This is a genomic window from Actinobacillus ureae ATCC 25976 (genome assembly GCF_000188255.1).
Lineage (GTDB): Bacteria > Pseudomonadota > Gammaproteobacteria > Enterobacterales > Pasteurellaceae > Actinobacillus > Actinobacillus ureae.
Genome location: NZ_GL831081.1, coordinates 458,830 through 477,912, shown reverse-complemented (window position 1 = coordinate 477,912; position 19,083 = coordinate 458,830). Strand labels below are relative to the sequence as shown.

Genomic DNA, 19,083 nt, shown 5'->3' with positions numbered 1-19,083 from the left:
ACCGCTTGTAAGTTGCTTTAAAGCTAGGGTAAAAGGCTTATCTTCTAAGTTCTGGGGCTTGCCACCATTGATTGTTTTGGAAATGTTCCGGTTGGTATTTTTCACCCATTTTCGGCACGTCTAATATAACGCCCTTTTCCGCAGCTGTTTTAACGCTGGTGTCAATAGATTGATACCAAGGGTTACGTCCTAGGCTAAATACACCCCAATGAATCGGTAGCATTCGTTTCGCATTAAGATCTTGGGCAGCTTGCACCGCTTGTTCCGAGAACATATGCGTTTTGGGCCAGCCGGCATTGGCAGCATCAATTTCAACGAAAGCGAGATCAAATCCACCATATTTCTGCCCGATTTCCGCTAAATGTTTGCCGTAGCTGGTGTCTCCGCTCCAAAAGATGCGTTGTCCGTTTGCTTCCAAGACAAAAGAAGCCCATAGGGTTTTATTGCGGTCGGTTGTCCAGCGAGAGGTATAATGTTGAGCGGTTTCTGCGGTCAGTTTTATCTCACCCAGCATACTGCTATCACCCCAACCTAATTCATTAATTTTTTCCACCGGCACGCCCCACGATTGTAATCTTGCCCCTACACCTAACGGTGTAATAAAGCGATCAACTTTATCCGCTAAATAGCGAATCGTATCCGCTTCTAAATGATCGTAGTGATCATGTGTCAGTAGCACTGCATCGAGCTTCGGTAAGTTTTGCAACTGAATCGGCGCTTCTTGAAAGCGAGGGGCAATCAACGGAAAATCAAGCGGATTTGCATTACCGAAAACTGGATCAATTAAGATACGTTGACCGCTCAATTCTAAAATTGCCTACGAATGACCTAACCAGTAGTAAGCGAATTGTTCCGCTTACCCAAAGCTGTTCTGATCTAACATCGTCATCGGTAAACGTGCTTTCGGTGTATAACCGTCATAATGAATAAAGCCGCCTTTGCCGGTCGCCTGTTCCGGATAGTAAGGCAATTCCGGTTCATACAGATTAGTAAACTGTCCGTTTTTATAATACGGCAGATCACGGAAATGGTTTTCATCCAGTAAACCGCCGATATTGCGATAAAGCATAATGCCGAGTACTGCGACTATCAGTAGTAGCCCACTAAACAGATAAAGTAAGCCTTTAAGCCATTTCTTCACATTATATTCCCATAGCAGCTAATGCTTTTGCATGAAATACGATATGTTTTTCGATAAAAGTCGCGATAAAGAAATAGCTGTGATCATAACCTTCGTGCAAATTAAGCGTGACATCAAAGCCTAGCTTTTGCGCTTTTTCGGCAAACATTTCCGGCTGTAATTGGGTTGGATAGAAACTATCGGCAAGCCCTTGCTCAATCAAAATAGGGCGAGCCGGTGATACGTTATCTAATAACGCAAAGCTGTCATATTCCGCCCAAGCAGTCTGATTTTCACCCAAATAAGCAGTGAAGGCTTTTTGTCCCCACGGCACTTGGCTTGGGGTAACGATCGGCGAGAAAGCCGAGATTGCACAGTAACGTTCTGGATTCTTTAAGCCGATTTGGATCGCACCGTGTCCACCCATACTGTGACCTGAAATTGAACGTTTATCGCTAACTGGGAAGTTTGCCTCAATAAGTGCCGGCAGCTCTTGCACGATGTAGTCATACATTTTGAAATGCGCAGCCCACGGTTGTTGGGTGGAATTGAGGTAGAAACCGGCACCTTGACCTAAATCATAGCCTTCATCATTTGTAACGGATTCGCCACGTGGTGAGGTATCCGGCATCACAATTGCAATACCGTGCTGGGCAGCAAATTGTTGTGCGCCGGCTTTGGTGGCAAAGTTTTCATCGGTACAAGTCAGCCCAGAAAGCCAATAAAGGACTGGCACTTTTTGCCCTTGTTCCACTTGCGGCGGAAAGTAGATGGCAAAAGTCATTTCACAGTGGGTGCTGTTCGAATAATGTGTATAACGTTCGTGATAGCCGCCAAACATTTTATAGCGGGCAATTTGAGTAAGTGCGGTCATTTTTCTCCCTTTTTTTACGATTTAATCGGACGATATTCTTTTGCTAAGGCACGAATCACAGCCGGACGGTTAGCAATCTGTTCCGCCCAACGCATCAGGTGTGGATATTTGTGTACCGCTAAAAATTCAGCAGCGTCATACACAAGATTTAACACGATTTGTCCATACCAGCCCCAAATTGCAATATCGGCAATGCTGTAATGTTCACCACAAATATAGTTTTTGTTGGCAAGCTGTTTATTTAACAAGTCTAACTGGCGTTTAGTTTCAAGAGTAAAACGGTTAATCGGATACTCTTGCTTAGTCGGTGCATATTTGTAGAAATGTCCGAAACCACCGCCCACGTAAGGCGCACTTGCCATTTGCCAAAATAACCAAGACAAACATTCGGTACGTTCGCTGAAATCACTCGGTAAGAACGCATTAAATTTTTCAGCTAAATAAAGCAAAATCGCACCGCTTTCAAATACCGGCTGCGGTTTTTCATGGCTGTAATCGAGTAATGCCGGAATTTTTGAATTTGGGTTAATCGCCACAAAATCCGAACCGAATTGCTCTCCCTGTCTAATATCGATCAGAAATAGATCATAAGCGGCTTTTTCGATGCCAAGTTCTAACAATTCCTCAAGCATAACGGTAACTTTTACGCCGTTTGGTGTACCCATCGAATAAAGCTGTAAATCGTGTTCGCCTTTCGGTAAATACTGTTCAAATAAAGCACCTGAAGTCGGGCGATTGATATTAGCAAATTGTCCACCGTTTGGCGCTTCCCATTGCCATACTTTTGGCGGTTGATATTCGGTTGTCATTGCTTTTCTCCATTGAATTTGCAAAAAATTGCGTGAATTTTACCGCTTGTTAAGTTATAAAGGCTAATCACTTTTTCTGATGTTTAATATAAAACGGATTGATGTCTGGTTATATAGAGCGAAGATAAAAATAGGCAGAGGTTCTGCCTATTTTGTGATGAGAATGTGATTACTCCTGGAACGGATTAAACACTCGCACGCCGGTTTTTGCAAAATCAGCCACATTGCGAGTGACTAAAATCAAATTGTGCTGAATTGCAGTCGCTGCAATCCACGCATCATTTTCAGGAGTATGATCGGGAATATGTAATTTGGCACAAATGCGGGCGGTTTCTTCATCAATGGTAAGGATTTTGCCTCTAAAAGTGGTTTTAATATCATTTTCGAACCAATTTCTTAGCATTGTTCCTTGTATAGGATCTTTACGTTCCATCGCTAAGATGCCTCGCTCAAGTTCCATTAAGACAACCGCATTAGTATAAATTTGAAATGCTGGAATAGTCGCAAGCCACGCAACAACACCTTGATTAGCCTTTCCTTTTTCAATCTTACGAGTTTCACTAATTAAATTTGTATCCAATAAATACATTAGTTCCTCCTAGAACTCTACTGGACGGCGTTGTCCACGACTACGAGGTTGCAATTCAAGTTCTATATCAGCCACATTTGGATCGCTTGGTGTTAAGGCTTCTAATGCACTTCTGAATACAGGAGCCGTTTGGCGTTCATATTCAGTATAGTTCATCAACACAAACGCCGGCTCGCCTCGGTTGGTGATAATTACAGGGGCGGTAAGTGCCGCCTTTTGAGCTTTGCCAAGGTTTTGATTAAATTCACGGCTGGTTATAATTTTCATATTATTTCTCCTTTTGTAGCTAAGTTGCTACAAAAAATAATAGTCTATTTTATGAACATTCGCAAGCTTGTAGCAAAAGTATAAGAAGATTTTAAGAGAAGAAATTCGATAAGAAAAACAAAAGGGGCTTACGCCCCTTATTTAATGAAATTAAAAATGAATCACCGTGCGGATTGATTTACCTTGGTGCATTAAATCGAAGGCTTTGTTGATGTCTTCCAACGGCATGGTGTGAGTAATGAAATCACGCAATTTAAATTCGCCTTTCATAAATTGGTCGATAATGCCCGGTAATTCGGTACGTCCTTTCACACCGCCGAATGCTGAACCACGCCATACACGACCTGTCACTAATTGGAACGGACGAGTACGGATTTCCGCACCTGCCGGTGCTACACCGATGATGATACTTTCACCCCAGCCTTTGTGGCAACATTCTAATGCTGAGCGCATTAAATCTGCATTGCCCACACATTCAAATGAGAAATCTACGCCGCCGTCAGTCATCTCGATAATTACATTTTGGATTGGCTTATCGTAATCTTTCGGGTTGATACAATCCGTTGCGCCAAGCTCTTTGGCTTTCTCAAATTTAGCCGGATTAATGTCGATCGCAATAATACGACCTGCACCCGCCATTCTTGCGCCTATAATTGCCGCTAAGCCGATACCACCTAAGCCGAAAATTGCAACCGTATCGCCTTGTTTCACTTTTGCCGTACGGGTTACCGCACCAATACCGGTGGTGACGCCGCAGCCAAGTAAACACACTTCATCAAGCGGTGCGTTTTCTTGAATTTTTGCTAATGAGTATTCGGAAACTACCGTATATTCGGAGAAGGTTGAAGTCCCCATATAGTGGAAAATCGGCTGACCATCTTTAAAGAAACGTACTGTACCGTCCGGCATTAAACCTTTACCTTGGGTTTCACGCACTGCCGAACAAAGGTTGGTTTTGCCTGATAAACAGAATTTACATTTACGACATTCTGCAGTGTAAAGCGGGATAACATGATCACCCACTTTAAAATCGGTTACGCCTTCACCGACTGCTTCCACAATACCAGCACCTTCGTGACCAAGTACGCACGGGAACACTCCTTCGCTATCTTGACCGGAAAGGGTATAAGCATCAGTATGACATACACCGGTTGCTACTAAACGGACTAATACTTCACCTTTTTGTGGCGGCATTAAATCCAATTCTTCAATTTTTAGCGGTTCATTCGGCGCCCAAGCCACCGCTGCACGTGTTTTGATAAATTCCATAAAAAGTCCTTTATAGGTTATAAGCTATTGTAAATTGCGGTTACAAATTTTACCGCTTGTTAAGCTATAAAAGCCAATCACTTTTTATGATATGAAATATAAACAGAATTGATTTCTCAAACTGTTTGGGCGATAACGAAAAACCTTCTTTTCGCCTGAGAAAAAATGGCATACAATCCGGACAGTTTTTACCCATTCACAGAAGGAAAACATTATGACAACAGAATTTAAACAAGTAGGTTGGATTGGCTTAGGTCAAATGGGTGTACCAATGGTAAATCGTTTATTAGCACACGATATTGAAGTTGGTGTGTTTAATCGAAATGTCGCTAAATGTGGCGAATTTGCTGAAAAAGGTGCGAAAGTGTATGGCTCTGCCGTTGAACTTGTGCGTGCTTACGAAGCGGTGATTTTAATGGTGTCTGATTTTGCTGCGGCAAAAGATATCCTCAATGCAGAAGTTTGCGCCAATTTAAACGGCAAAATTATTGTGAATATGAGTACCGTTTCACCTACTGAAAATAATCAGTTAAAAGCAATTGTTGAACAACACGGCGGACGTTTTGCCGAAGCGCCGGTTTCAGGTTCTGTTGTGCCGGCGACCAACGGTACGTTATTAATTTTATTTGGTGGTGATGAGGCGGTACTTAATCCGTTACGTAATGTTTTCAGCATCTTAGGGCAACGCACTTTCCATTTTGGTGATGTGGGTAAAGGCTCCGGTACAAAATTAGTGTTAAATTCATTGCTCGGTATTTTCGGCGAAGCCTATGCTGAAGCAATGTTAATGGGCGAACAATTCGGCATCGACTTAAATGAATTAGCGGAAGCGATTGGTGGTTCGGCAATGAATTCGCCGATGTTCCAAACCAAAAAACCATTGTTACTCGCGAAAGAATTCCCGGCAGCATTTATGCTCAAACACGCAAGTAAAGATCTCAATCTCGCTTGCGGTGAGCTGGAAAAAGCAGATCTAGATCTACCTGCAGTAAAAACCGTTGCCGAACAATACCGCAACGCCGTTGCCGCAGATCTCGGCGAGCAGGACGTTTCAGGCATTTATTTGCAGTTGGCGAAATAGCCCTCCTTATTTGAAAAGAAACGCTGTCAGATAAAGCCTGACGGCGTTTTTTATATTATGAAGAAAGCTGAAATTAGTGTAATATATACTTATCTCAATAAATACAGGAAAACAGCAATGACGGCTCGCTATAACGAAAAAACCAGAGTTCAAATTCCCACAGTAGCGCATTTAGGGCGTTTGGGATATCAATATCTTTCGCTAAAAACAGCGCAATGGGATGTTAGCAATAACATTTTTGGTGAGATTTTTAAGTCGTCGATTGCAAAAATTAACCCAAATTTGACTACTTTTGATCTCGAACGAGAGCTGAAAGATGTGGCGATGTTGCTCAAAAATGAAGATTTAGGGCAAGCGTTTTATAAGCGTTTACTGCAAGTTGGCACAGCTCGCCTGATTGATTTTGACTGTATTGAAAACAACCAATTTCACGTTGTTGCCGAACTAACTTGTGGTGACAAAGACGGTGACAATTTCCGCCCGGATATTACCCTATTGATTAACGGTTTGCCGTTAGTGTTTTTAGAAGTGAAAAAGCCGAATGCCCAAAATGGATTACAGTCGGAATTTGAGCGTATGCAATATCGCTGCAAAAAGCCGGCTTTCCGTCCTTACATCAACGCTACACAACTGATGGTTTTTTCTAATAATCAGGAATATCAAACTGCTGACCGCCATAAAACTCAGGGGGCATTTTATGCGACAACAGGTTTTCACGGTGTACAGTTCAATTATTTCCGTGATGAAGGCGAAATTGCCGAAGAACAAGCGGTCAAATTAAACGAAAATCTTGCAATTTTACCAGAGGCGGAATTAAACCGTATTTTGCTAGACTTTAATGAGCCGATGTTGAAAAACGATGCGGAATTTCGTACCAATCTTGATCCAAATTCACCGACTAATCGTCTTTGTACTGCATTATTGCATAAAGAACGTTTGTTATTTCTGTTGAAATACGGCATTGCCTATGTAGAAGAGCAAGGTAGCGTGGAAAAACACGTAATGCGTTATCCACAACTGTTTGCGACTAAGGCGATCAGCCGCCATTTAGCAGCAGGTAAAAAGAAAGGTATTATTTGGCATACTCAAGGCAGTGGTAAAACGGCGCTGGCGTATTACAACGTACGAGTACTCACTGATTTTTATCAACGCCAAAATGTGATTCCTAAATTCTATTTCATTGTGGACAGACTTGATTTACGCAATCAGGCAATATCGGAATTTAGCCATCGTGGATTACAAGTAAATAGTATTAACAGCCGTGAAGAATTTGCTCAAGAAATGCGGAAAGCTGCTGCATTGAGTAACTGTAGCGGTGATCCTGAAATTACGGTGATCAATATCCAAAAATTCCAAAATAGTAATGTAGCGGAATTTATTCCTGATTACGACATCAGTGTGCAGCGTATCTTTTTTATTGATGAAGCACACCGCAGTTTTGGTAATCAAGCACAAACCGTGAGCCAATTTTTAGCTAGCCTAATCCAAGCAGACCCAAGTGCGGTACATATTGGTTTGACAGGCACACCATTGCTCGGAGGCGGTAAAAACCGAGTTGGCTCAACGGCAATTTTTGGTGATTACATTCATAAGTATTACTACAATCAATCCATTGCGGACGGTTACACGCTCCGCCTGATTCGTGAAGAAATCGAGAGCAATTACAAAGCGGAACTTAGCCAAATTTTAGCGGACTTGCAAATTCAACAAGGCAGTATTAAAAGCCGAACCATTACCAGTCGCCGTCGTTTTGTTGAGCCAATGCTAGATTACATCGTGCAGGATTTTGAAAAATTCAGACGACAAAAAGCCGACAATTCGCTCGGGGCGATGGTGATTTGCGACAGTAGCGATCAAGCCCGAATGATGCACTTTCTATTCAACCAAAAATATGCAGAAAATCCGCAAGATTTGACCGCTTACCGTGAAAAACTGGCTGAAAATGATCCGCACTTTTTTGATGAATTACCGAAAGTTGCCGAGTCAACTGCAACCTATAACCTAGCTAAACGTACGGTAACATCTGCAAGTTTGATTTTATCGGACGAAGGCGATAAAACTTACCGTAAAGACCTTGTGGATGATTACAAAGCCGGCAAAACCGATTTGTTGTTTGTTTACAATATGTTGCTCACAGGTTTTGACGCAAAACGTCTGAAAAAGCTCTATTTAGGGCGAGTAATCAAAGAACATAACCTATTGCAAGCTCTCACAAGGGTGAACCGTACCTATAAGGACTATGAATTTGGTTATGTGGTAGATTTTGCTGATATTCAGGCGGAATTTGATAAAACCAATGCTGCCTACCAAGCGGAATTACAACTTGAATTAGGCGATGAAGCGGAACATTATTCCCAACTTTTCAAATCGCAAGCGGAAATCGATCAAGACATCGCTCAAATCAAAGAGGTACTTTTTGATTTTGAAACTGAAAATGCCGAAATTTTCCGCCAACAGCTTGATGAAATTGACGACAAACAAAAATTACTCGAATTAAAACGCACGTTGGAATTGGCAAGAAGCCTGTATAACCAGCTCAAAGTGGACGAAAAATCAGGCCTAGAACGCCTCGATTTTGAGCAATACAACGTGCTTTACCGCCAAGTGCTAGACCGTCTGTTCCAAGTAAATACTATGGAACGAGTGGATTCGGGCGATTTGCAAGGCGTGTTAAACGAGGCATTGGAAAATATCTACTTCACATTCCACAAAACAAGTGAGGCAGAATTAAAATTAGCCGACAGTTTGCAAGAACAAATGCGGAAAACTCGTGAAGCCTTCGCTCGCAACATAGACCAAAAAGATCCTGAATTTGTCCGTTTACTAGATGAATTGAAACGTCTGTTTGAAAAACGCAACGTGCAATCTGTAAGCCAAGCGGAAATGCAAACGCACATTGACGAATTTGCCAAACTAGAACGTCAAATGGGTAAATTAAACGCCGAAAACCACCGCTTGTCGCTTAAATTTGCAGGTGATGCTAAATTTGTCCGCATTTTCAAACGTGGCGTACAAGATTTTAGCTTGCAACAAAACCGTAGCCATTTTATGGAGGGCTTACAGCAGATTAAATTTAGCAACGACCAATTTGTGCTAAATCAGGGTGACTTACTCCAAAACTCTTCAAGCTATTTTGAACAAGAGAGTTTACGCACGGTGACGAAACTCAAAAGCGAGTTCCAATTGCCGCTCGATAACAAAGCCTTAATGAACTTAAATAAATTGATTGTGAGTGAGTATATAGGGGCGTAGTATAAAAACAAAATCAAATTTTGATTATGATCGGATAAAAACCACAACGAACCACAATGAACCCTTAAATCATCAGGGGGAATCGGTGGTAAGCTATTCACACAGCTTAGGCAAAGTCCAAGTGAATGACCAAGCTCCCCCCTAGTTACCCCCCTAGCTACTCCCCTAGCTAGATTAGTGCAAGTGTTGGGTAATGATGAAAAAGGCATTGTGCAATTAGCGGAAGATTTATCTATAACAGATAAAAAACATATTCGAAAAACCTATATAGCACCAGCATTGAAACAAGCGTTAATCGAAATGACGATTCCTGATAAAACAACGAGTCCTAACCAAAAATATCGCTTAACTGAAAAAGGTAAACAATTTTTAATAAAAGGCACACCAAAATGACCGAACAACTTTTTCAACAAAAAACTAAAGAATTGATCGACAGCTTAAAAGCCATTTGTGCGAACTATGGGCTGGGGAATGATGGCAATGAATTTAAAATCATCACTCAAGTGTTTTTGTATAAATTTCTCAATGATAAATTTGCTTTTGAAATCAAGCAGATTGATCCGTCATTGGCAAAAAGTGAAAGCTGGGAACAGGCGTTAAGTAAAATGCCTGCTGCTGATTTCAAGCTTTTAACCATGAGGAGGAACGGCGATACCGCCTTTTTGCAACCAAATCAATTTATCAGCCATTTATTCAACCAATCGAATATCGCCAATTTTGCTAATCTGTTCGATGAAACCCTAATGGGCATCGCCACCCACACCAAAAATGCAAATATTTTCTCGGTAAAAACCGAAGGTGGGGCGAAAATCAACTTGTTTGACGGTGTCAGCCAATATATTGCTGATCCAAGCAAGCGAGACGCATTCTGCCGAGCGGTTATCAACAAATTGGTAGAATTTAGTTTCGAGCATATTTTCAACCAAAAATTTGATTTTTACGCCACGATTTTTGAGTATCTCATCAAAGATTACAACACCAACTCGGGCGGGAAATATGCCGAATACTACACGCCACACGCGGTGGCTCGCATTATGGCAGCAATTCTCGTGCCTGAAAACGTGCGCGGACAGTTGCAAAATGTGAGCTGTTATGATCCGTCCGCAGGCTCTGGAACATTGTTGATGAACATCGCCCACGCCATCGGCGAAAAAAAATGTATCATTTACACACAGGATATTTCGCAAAAATCGTCAAACTTGTTGCGATTAAACCTGATCTTAAACAATCTTGTCGCCAGTATTCCCAATGTAGTGCAAGGCAACACGATGACACACCCTTACCACAAATCGGGCGATCAACTTCGCCAGTTTGATTACATCGTGTCTAACCCACCGTTCAAAATGGATTTTAGCGAAGTGCGAGAAGAATTAGCCATGCCCGCCCATAAGGATCGCTTTTTTGCGGGCGTACCAAACGTGCCAAAAGCCAAAAAAGAGAAAATGGCGATTTATCAACTTTTTGTTCAGCACATCATTCACTCGCTTAAAGCAGACGGCAAAGCAGCTGTGGTGTTGCCAACGGGCTTTATTACCGCTCAATCTGGCATTGATAAGAAAATCCGAGAATTTCTCGTAAACGAAAAAATGTTAGCAGGCGTGGTGTCGATGCCGTCTAACATTTTCGCCACCACAGGCACGAACGTCTCTATTCTCTTTCTCGACCGAGCCAACAAAGAGAACGTGGTGCTGATTGATGCCAGCAACTTGGGCGAAAAAATCAAAGAGGGCAAAAACCAAAAAACCGTGCTTTCCGCCGAAGAAGAGCAACGCATTATTGACGTATTCAACCAGAAAAAAGCGGAAGACGATTTCTCGGTGGTGGTCTCTTATGCCGACATCGCAGCCAAAAATCATAGCCTATCCGCAGGGCAGTACTTTGATGTGAAAATCGACCACATCGACATCACCGCTGCTGAGTTTGAGCAGAAAATGGCAGATTTTCAGCAAAATCTGACCGCACTTTTTGCCGAAAGCAAGGTGTTAGAAAGCCAAATTCAGCAACAAATGGCAACGTTAAAATTTAACGCACAAGCGGTGGAAAATTAGGGGAAGTTTGCGAGATGGAAGAATATAAATTACAAGATTTAATCAGCATTAAAAATGGCAAGAAATATGACCATTTGAATAAAGGCAATATTCCTGTTTATGGCTCAGGTGGGATAATGACTTATGTTGATGATTATCTTTATGATGGCGAAGCTGTACTTTTGCCACGTAAAGGTACGCTAAATAATATTATGTATTCCAAAGGAAAATTATGGACTGTGGATACAATGTATTATGCTTTGGTAAATGAAAAAGCAGATCCGTATTATCTTTATGCTTATTTAAGTCAACTAAATTTAAGTGCGTTAGATTCTGGTTCAACTTTACCAAGTATGACCTCAACGGCTTATTATTCCATTCCTGTTAAGTTGCCTAATAAAAAAAACCAACAAAAAATCGCCCAAGTACTTTCCTCTTTGGATCGCAAAATTGCCCTAAATCAGCAAATTAACGCCGAACTAGAAAAAATGGCGAAAACGCTCTACGACTACTGGTTTGTGCAATTCGACTTCCCCGATGAAAACGGCAACCCCTACAAATCATCAGGCGGCGAAATGGTTTACCACCCCGAACTAAAACGAGAAGTGCCAAAGGGGTGGGAGGTAAAACAAATCAAAGATATTGCAAAAACAGGTTCTGGCGGAACACCAAAATCAACTATTGCTGAATACTATGAAAATGGTGATATTCCGTGGATTAATAGCGGTGAGTTAAATAATCCATTTATTATTGCAACGGAAAATTATATTTCACAATTAGGTTTAGAAAATTCAAGTGCTAAATTATTTCCTGCTGATAGCATTTTAATGGCAATGTATGGTGCAACTGCGGGGAAAACCAGTCTTATTTCATTTGAAGCAACAACTAATCAGGCAATTTGTGCCATTATGCCAAATGATAAGCAGTTAAATTTTTACTTAAAAATTGCATTGAGTGATTTGTACCAATATCTAGTCAATTTAAGTTCTGGTTCAGCTCGTGATAATTTGTCGCAAGATAAAATTAAAGATCTGTATGTTGTTGTTCCAAGTGAAGAAATGATTGAAAAATACGCTCAATATACAACGAAATTTTATAATAAGATCAAAATAAACCTTAAAGAAACCCAAAAATTCACCCAACTCCGAGATTTTCTTTTACCAATGTTAATGAATGGGCAGGTTGAGGTAGTTTAGGGGGAAATAGGACGCACGTAGTGCGTCCCTACCATGACTACCGAATTTGGTATTAAAGGAGAAGCGAATTGTACAATACCATGCCTAAAATCTATATCGGTACCGGCGGTTATAGCGACACGGATTTGGTTGGGACGCTATATCCGCATGGTACGGCAAAAAGCGATTTTTTGACAGTTTATAGTTGTCATTACGATACGATTGAAATCAATAGCACCTTTCATGCGCCTATTGGTGAAAAGGCATTACAAGGCATGGTGGAAAAGGCTGAGAAGCGGTTAAAATTTTCAGTAAAATTGCATCAAGATTTTAGCCATAACCGCAGCGCCACCGCTGAGCAAGCTCGTTATTTTTTGGCTGCTTTACAGCCGCTTATTGAGCAAAATTGCCTCGCAAATTTGTTTGTGCAATTTCCGCATACTTTTGACCGCACTCCGGCAAACCGCCTTTATCTTGCTCAACTTGGTCACTGGTTTGCCGATTTCCCGCTAGCGGTGGAATTTCGCCACGCCAGTTGGCATATTCCACCGGTGTTTCAAACCTTTGCCAAACAGCCTAATCTGATTTGGTGTAATGTTGATTATCCGCTGAATATCGGTTTGCCGGCGTTTCATTTTCAGAGTTTTCAGCGTACGGCTTATTTACGTTTACACGGACATAATCCCAACTGGTGGGAAGCGGATTCCGCCGCAGCGCGACATGATTATCGCTATCGTGATGATGAGTTAAAACAACTGGCAAATTTACTTTTTCAACAACGCAATACATTTGATGTGCTTTATCTTTACTTCCAAAACACGACCAAAAGCTATTCTTTCTATAATATTGCAACAATTAAAGGCTATTTAGCCGAGTTAGGATTTGAGGTAAAAACCGAGGTGAACGAACGTAGTGGGGAACAAGGGAGTTTGTTTTAGCCAGTTCAGGTGAATAAGAGTGTAGTTGCTAAAAATAAGAAACTCGCACTTCAAGATAGAAACTTGAAGTGCGGGTAATATGAAAGGCTTTACATCATCGCCGCAATGTATTTTAACATTACACCGGCTGCGATGGCAGAGCCGATTACACCGGCTACGTTTGGCCCCATTGCGTGCATTAATAAGAAGTTTTGTTTGTCATATTCCAAACCGACTTTATTTGATACACGAGCTGCCATTGGTACGGCAGAGACACCGGCAGAACCGATAAGCGGGTTAATTTTGTTTTTGCTGAATTTATTCATCAATTTCGCCATTAATACACCGCTTGCTGTGCCGATACAGAACGCCACGATACCTAATAATAAAATACCGAGTGTCTGTGGTTGTAAGAATTTATCCGCCACTAATTTCGCCCCGACCGATAAGCCAAGGAAAATTGTTACGATATTGATCAGCGCATTTTGTGCTGTATCATTCAAACGTTCCACCACGCCACTGACACGCATTAAGTTACCAAAACAGAACATACCGAGTAATGGTGCCGCATCCGGCAGTAATAACGCCACAAGTAAGAGTAAGATAATCGGGAACAGAATTTTTTCTCGATTGCTTACCGTGCGTAACTGCACCATACGGATTTTACGTTCGGCATCTGTAGTTAACGCTTTCATAATCGGCGGCTGAATTAACGGCACTAACGCCATATAAGAGTAAGCCGCTACTGCAATCGCACCGAGTAATTCAGGCGCAAGTTTACTTGCCAAATAGATTGCGGTCGGGCCGTCCGCACCACCGATAATACCAATCGCTGCCGCTTGCGGTAGGGTAAAGTCAATAATACCTAACCAGTTCAAACCTAAAGCGCCGAGTACGGTTGCGAAAATACCGAATTGTGCTGCTGCACCTAATAAAAGTGTACGAGGGTTCGCGAGTAACGGGCCAAAATCCGTCATTGCCCCCACGCCCATAAAGATGATGAGTGGTGCAACACCATAACCAATCGCCACTTTATAAAATAGTGATAACACACCGGCGGTATAGCCCATATCTCCGGCAATCACTTCCAACTCGTTTTGTACCGAAGGAGCAACTAATGCAATCGCTTCTTTAATACTGTGTACATCCAAACTGGCACTATTTACTTTCGCCGCAATAATCGCTAGCTGTTCGGTTGTGCCGTGGTGCAATAGATTATCTAAAGCGGTCATTGCCAAACCGGCTTCCGGAATGTTGGATAACAAACCGCCAAAACCGATTGGCAGTAGAAGGAGCGGTTCAAAGCCACGAGCAATTGCAAGCCAGAGCAATAGCAGACTTACCGCGATCATAATCGCTTGCCCTAGCTCCATATGCATAATGCCCATGCCCTGAAACAGAGCGATAATACTTTCCATATCAACTCCTTATCGTTTAAGCAAGATTCATTAATACTTGATCAACTGCAACGACATCACCTTGTTTTGCCGCAATGCCTTGGACTTTACCGGCTTTTGGTGCGCAAATTTGAGTTTCCATTTTCATTGCTTCAAGAATTAATAACACATCACCCTCCGCAACTTGTTGACCTTCGCTAACTTCGACTTTAAGAATGTTACCTGCCATCGGTGCTTTGACCGGTTCAGCATTTGCACTGGTTGCTGCAGCCGGTGCTACAACTTGTGGTGCGGCAGCTGGCGCTGTTGGTGCAATATTGGTAATATCACCGCCTTCACTGACTTTCACCACAAAGGCTTTGCCTTCAAGTTCAACCGTATAAACGGCTGGTTCGCCTGCTTTTGCTGTGTGAGAAGCGGTCGGTTTTGCCGCTTCTTTTGCAACTTCTGCGGTCTGAGCCGGTTCGAAGGCTGCCGGATTATTACGGTTTTCTAAGAATTTCCAACCGACTTGTTGGAATAACGCCACGATTAACACGTCGTCAATCGTATTTTCGGAAAGCGTAATGCCTTTCTCTTTGGCTTGTGCGGTCACTTCCGCCACTAATTTGTCAATTTCTGGGGCAATATGGTCTGCCGGACGGTCGGTAATCGGCGCAGTACCTTCAAGTACACGTTCTTGTAACGCTTTATTAACCGGCTCAGGTGTACGACCATATTCGCCTTTTAAAATACTGGCGGTTTCTTTGGCGATAGTTTTATAACGCTCGCCCATTAATACGTTCATTACCGCTTGAGTACCGACGATTTGTGAGGTTGGTGTTACAAGTGGGATATTGCCGAGATCTTCACGCACTCGAGGGATTTCTTGCAATACAAGATCAAGTTTATCACTAGCATTTTGTTGTTTAAGTTGGCTCTCAAGATTGGTTAACATACCGCCCGGCACTTGTGCCACCAGAATACGACTGTCTACACCACGTAATTGACCTTCAAATTTTGCATATTTCTTACGTACATCACGGAAGTACGCTGAGATTTTTTCAAGTTGCGGAATGTTTAACCCAGTGTCGTAAGGCGTGCCTTGTAAAGTTGCCACGATAGATTCAGTTGCCGGATGACCATAAGTGCCAGACATTGAAGAAATAGAGGTATCTACACCGTCAACACCTGCTTCAATCGCTTTTAATAATGCCATTTCCGCCATACCGGTGGTTGAGTGACAGTGTAAGTGAAGCTCTACGTCATAACGTTTTTTAATTTCACTGACTAATTCGTATGCTGCCATTGGCGTTAAGATACCGGACATATCTTTGATAACGAGCGAGTCTACCCCGATTTCCAATAATTGTTCGGTTACGTCTAACCACGTTTGTAACGTGTGTACCGGACTGGTGGTATAACTTAACGTACCTTGAGCATGACCGCCGTGTTTTTTGACCGCTTGTAATGCCGTTTGCATATTGCGAGGGTCATTCAATGCGTCAAATACACGGAATACATCCATCCCGTTGGTAACACAACGTTCCACAAAGCGATCTACTACATCATCGGCATAATGGCGATAACCTAATAAATTTTGTCCGCGTAATAACATTTGTAATGGGGTATTCGGAATCGCTTTTTTCAATTCACGTAAACGTACCCAAGGATCTTCGCCTAAAAAACGGATACAGCTATCAAAAGTCGCACCGCCCCATGCTTCTAAAGACCAATAGCCGATTTTATCTAATTCAGCCGCAATCGGAAACATATCGTCTAAACGTAGTCGTGTCGCAAACAAAGATTGGTGTGCATCACGTAAAACAACATCAGTAATTGCAATTTTTTTGTTTTGAATAGTCATGATAAAAATCCTCTATTATTTTAATCCTTGTTGACGACGATGATGGGCAATAGCAGCCGCAATCACGGGGCGTAAATGGTCTAAATTATCTGTGGGAGCAACGCTTGGCGTTGGTTTGGCTAGCGGAGCTGGAAGTGGTTCAGGAAAGAATTTATTGATTATCTTAGAGATAAAACTAATTGCATAAATGAGTACGATCAGAAAAGTAAGCACAAAGCCCATTCCTGAAATCATTAAATTTATGCCTTCACTAAAAAGTTCTGCGTCTGTCATAAATATACCTTTGAATCTATTGTGCTGCACATAACAAGATAATCAAATCATTTTTACTCTGCAAACGGTTTCCCTAAGAAATGCCAAGTGCTTCACAATTTTTCTGATTTTGTTGCTAACAAGCGGTCAGATTTAACAAATTTTTTGCAAATTTCACATTAAATATAACCGCTTGTATGATGTTATTGGAGTGGTAAGGTATTTGGCGTTACATCCATTCTTTGGCGGAAGAAGGTGGCAAAGCGAGGTTTACCTTTTTCAGTAATGCCTCGATATTTATAAGTAATCAAACTCCCAATGGGAGGTGGATTTTCACGATCTTTATCTTTAAAACCGGATCCGATACGGAAATGTCCACGCTGGTTTTCACAAGTGATTGAGCCCAGTTTATTGCGATATTTCCCTTTGCCGTTATGGTGAGCAATGACGGTACATTCTTCATCTAATACGGGTTTTAATTTGAGAATTTGTGCAGAACGTCCTTTTATGTAAGCAGTATTCGGATTACGTACCACAATGCCTTCGCCATGTTGGGCAAGTACTTGCTGATAGAATTGCATTAAATGGGCTTTATTTTGAATCGGAATCTGTTCAATGATTTGAATATAAGGGGTAGGATGCTGTGAAAGATAATTTTTCAATTTAGTTAATCTTTCAAGCAAATTGCCATCTGCATTCGGTACATCAAAAACATAAAGTTTCAACTTATACCAACCTTTAGGCTCACTGGCTCTGGTGATACTTGAGATTTCTTCAAATTTTCCTCTTTCGCTAAAAAGTTCTCCATCAATCGCAAAAGATGGGAAATCTTTAATAAAGTAGTCCGGAGGTGCAAGTGGATTACCCTGGCGGCTGATAAGTTGCTTGCCGTTCCAATAGCCTCGCACACCGTCTAATTTCTCACTCATGACCCAGCCGTCTATATCTTGGTCGTGATATTGACCCAATAGCATTAATTCTGGGCTTTTCGCAAAAAGTGATGTACTGAAGCATAAAAGCATAAAAAGGAAAGTCTTCATATTCGTTACCTATTAAGAAAAGAGGTAAACCAATATATAGAAGATCAAACAAGCGGTCTGATTTTAAGAAAAATTCTCCGATCAGGATCGCAAAAATTTTTATCAAACTGGGCTGCTTGTATAGTGAGAAATTGATTAGCGTACGGTTTGAACTAATGCCGAGATGTCTGCAGGGAATTGTTCCGAGCTAGCCATTTCTGCAATTTGCTCGTGTGAGTATTGTGTAGCATTGTAAACCACCACGATACTTGTATCGCCAACTTGCAGGAAGTTGCTTTCACCAAATTCAGTATAGCGAGTAGCACCGATACTGATCACTGCTTTTGCTGGATAGTTTGCTTGCTTAAGTAATTCGGCAATGTGATTCATCGGCCCTTGATCCGGTTGGTTATTCATCTTATCTACAATCCAATTCAGCAGTTTTTGATGAAAGTAACTATAGCTTACCGCCGGGCTATCTTCACCATATGCATTAAGTTTACCGTCACGTTTATGGAAACAAGCAATATTGTAATTATCTAAAATACCGCCTTGTGCGAAATGATCTAACGGAATCAGTGTTTCAGAGATCCCTTTTGATGCATTGCCCCAGTTTTTCTTTTCACAAATTTTACGTGCATTCGGACGGCGAATAGAGCAGTCGTTATAAGCGGCAAAATGAATAGGTTTGAGAGCTACAACTTGGTTGTTTTGATATTCGATTGCGCAAATTAATGCAACTTCCGGTTCAATTTGCAGATTGTCAGCATCATTTGGAAAAGTAATCGTATCGTGAGACAGGGGATAAGTTGCGAGGAATTGTTCTGTTGGGTTTAAGGTTTGGCTTGGGACATAGAAAGGAAAAATCGCTTTCGGCTGAATTGCTTCTTCTGTTTTTACCTGTAAGAAATCAGCCGCTTCGCCTGCTTGTTCTAAATGACCGGCAAAATTGCCAGCTACGCCTAAACCAATAAAATGTTCTTTTTGCATGATATCTACCTCTATATAAATAAACTATACGGAATGTAGCGATTAATTTTAGAAAAAGAAAGTGAATTTTTAGGAAAAGTAAGAATGGGTTACTTACCATTTAAAGAATGGGGTTTGTTACTTTTTTAGCAGAAAAATAATAAAAAACATTCGGATTGTATTAAATTTGTTCTCTTAATCACTTTTTCAAGATTTTTTG

18 protein-coding genes are annotated in these 19,083 nt (G+C 41.5%); 6 read left to right on the top strand and 12 right to left on the bottom strand.

The window, feature by feature from the left end:
* Nucleotides 1-37 precede the first annotated feature (37 nt).
* The 7 genes from HMPREF0027_RS10105 to HMPREF0027_RS10080 form a co-directional block, all read right to left on the bottom strand.
* Nucleotides 38-805 carry an MBL fold metallo-hydrolase gene (locus HMPREF0027_RS10105; protein ID WP_005624922.1) on the bottom strand — a complete coding sequence of 256 codons (768 nt, stop codon included), beginning with the start codon at nucleotides 803-805 and terminating at the stop codon, nucleotides 38-40.
* A gap of 51 nt (nucleotides 806-856) precedes the next feature.
* Nucleotides 857-1,141, bottom strand: coding sequence for a hypothetical protein (locus HMPREF0027_RS12845; protein WP_005624920.1), 285 nt, complete (start codon nucleotides 1,139-1,141; stop codon nucleotides 857-859).
* A gap of 1 nt (nucleotide 1,142) precedes the next feature.
* The gene (fghA, locus tag HMPREF0027_RS10100) at nucleotides 1,143-1,994 is read right to left on the bottom strand and encodes an S-formylglutathione hydrolase (RefSeq protein WP_005624918.1); all 852 of its coding nucleotides are present in this window, start codon (nucleotides 1,992-1,994) and stop codon (nucleotides 1,143-1,145) included.
* A gap of 14 nt (nucleotides 1,995-2,008) precedes the next feature.
* Nucleotides 2,009-2,803, bottom strand: coding sequence for a glutathione-dependent disulfide-bond oxidoreductase (gene yghU, locus HMPREF0027_RS10095; protein ID WP_005624916.1), 795 nt, complete (start codon nucleotides 2,801-2,803; stop codon nucleotides 2,009-2,011).
* 169 nt (nucleotides 2,804-2,972) lie between these two features.
* Nucleotides 2,973-3,392 carry a type II toxin-antitoxin system VapC family toxin gene (locus tag HMPREF0027_RS10090; protein WP_005624913.1) on the bottom strand — a complete coding sequence of 140 codons (420 nt, stop codon included), beginning with the start codon at nucleotides 3,390-3,392 and terminating at the stop codon, nucleotides 2,973-2,975.
* 9 nt (nucleotides 3,393-3,401) lie between these two features.
* Nucleotides 3,402-3,659 (bottom strand): type II toxin-antitoxin system Phd/YefM family antitoxin, encoded by a 258-nt coding sequence (locus tag HMPREF0027_RS10085; protein WP_005598164.1) that lies wholly within the window; start codon nucleotides 3,657-3,659, stop codon nucleotides 3,402-3,404.
* Between the two features lie 150 nt (nucleotides 3,660-3,809).
* Entirely contained in the window at nucleotides 3,810-4,928 is a 1,119-nt protein-coding gene (locus HMPREF0027_RS10080; RefSeq protein ID WP_005624910.1) for an S-(hydroxymethyl)glutathione dehydrogenase/class III alcohol dehydrogenase, read from the bottom strand.
* A 175-nt stretch (nucleotides 4,929-5,103) separates the two neighbouring features.
* On the opposite strand from HMPREF0027_RS10080, the gene HMPREF0027_RS10075 reads away from it, so the two are divergent.
* The 6 genes from HMPREF0027_RS10075 (at nucleotide 5,104) to HMPREF0027_RS10050 (ending at nucleotide 13,401) form a co-directional block, all read left to right on the top strand.
* Entirely contained in the window at nucleotides 5,104-6,009 is a 906-nt protein-coding gene (locus HMPREF0027_RS10075) for an NAD(P)-dependent oxidoreductase (RefSeq protein WP_276324252.1), read from the top strand.
* A gap of 117 nt (nucleotides 6,010-6,126) precedes the next feature.
* Complete coding sequence (locus tag HMPREF0027_RS10070; protein WP_044024517.1) at nucleotides 6,127-9,261, top strand: type I restriction endonuclease subunit R; 3,135 nt, start codon at nucleotides 6,127-6,129, stop codon at nucleotides 9,259-9,261.
* A gap of 177 nt (nucleotides 9,262-9,438) precedes the next feature.
* Entirely contained in the window at nucleotides 9,439-9,654 is a 216-nt protein-coding gene (locus HMPREF0027_RS12840; protein ID WP_005624905.1) for a Fic family protein, read from the top strand.
* On the top strand, nucleotides 9,651-11,309 hold the full coding sequence (locus HMPREF0027_RS10060) for an HsdM family class I SAM-dependent methyltransferase (RefSeq protein WP_005624903.1): 1,659 nt from the start codon (nucleotides 9,651-9,653) through the stop codon (nucleotides 11,307-11,309). Before HMPREF0027_RS12840 ends, HMPREF0027_RS10060 begins: the two co-directional genes overlap by 4 nt.
* Nucleotides 11,310-11,323: 14 nt before the next feature.
* Nucleotides 11,324-12,484 (top strand): restriction endonuclease subunit S, encoded by a 1,161-nt coding sequence (locus HMPREF0027_RS10055; protein WP_005624901.1) that lies wholly within the window; start codon nucleotides 11,324-11,326, stop codon nucleotides 12,482-12,484.
* An 80-nt stretch (nucleotides 12,485-12,564) separates the two neighbouring features.
* Complete coding sequence (locus HMPREF0027_RS10050) at nucleotides 12,565-13,401, top strand: DUF72 domain-containing protein (protein WP_005624899.1); 837 nt, start codon at nucleotides 12,565-12,567, stop codon at nucleotides 13,399-13,401.
* 89 nt (nucleotides 13,402-13,490) lie between these two features.
* Here the strand turns inward: HMPREF0027_RS10050 and HMPREF0027_RS10045 are convergent, their stop codons facing one another.
* From HMPREF0027_RS10045 to HMPREF0027_RS10025, 5 genes are all read right to left on the bottom strand, one after another.
* Entirely contained in the window at nucleotides 13,491-14,798 is a 1,308-nt protein-coding gene (locus tag HMPREF0027_RS10045; protein ID WP_005624897.1) for an oxaloacetate decarboxylase subunit beta, read from the bottom strand.
* 16 nt (nucleotides 14,799-14,814) lie between these two features.
* Nucleotides 14,815-16,623 carry a sodium-extruding oxaloacetate decarboxylase subunit alpha gene (gene oadA / locus HMPREF0027_RS10040; protein WP_005624895.1) on the bottom strand — a complete coding sequence of 603 codons (1,809 nt, stop codon included), beginning with the start codon at nucleotides 16,621-16,623 and terminating at the stop codon, nucleotides 14,815-14,817.
* A gap of 15 nt (nucleotides 16,624-16,638) precedes the next feature.
* A complete protein-coding gene (locus HMPREF0027_RS10035; RefSeq protein WP_005624892.1) occupies nucleotides 16,639-16,896 on the bottom strand; it encodes an oxaloacetate decarboxylase subunit gamma in 258 nt (85 codons plus the stop codon).
* Between the two features lie 182 nt (nucleotides 16,897-17,078).
* Nucleotides 17,079-17,915, bottom strand: coding sequence for a DNA ligase (locus tag HMPREF0027_RS10030; protein ID WP_005624890.1), 837 nt, complete (start codon nucleotides 17,913-17,915; stop codon nucleotides 17,079-17,081).
* Between the two features lie 135 nt (nucleotides 17,916-18,050).
* Nucleotides 18,051-18,884 carry a DUF5718 family protein gene (locus HMPREF0027_RS10025; protein WP_005624889.1) on the bottom strand — a complete coding sequence of 278 codons (834 nt, stop codon included), beginning with the start codon at nucleotides 18,882-18,884 and terminating at the stop codon, nucleotides 18,051-18,053.
* Nucleotides 18,885-19,083: the final 199 nt, after the last annotated feature.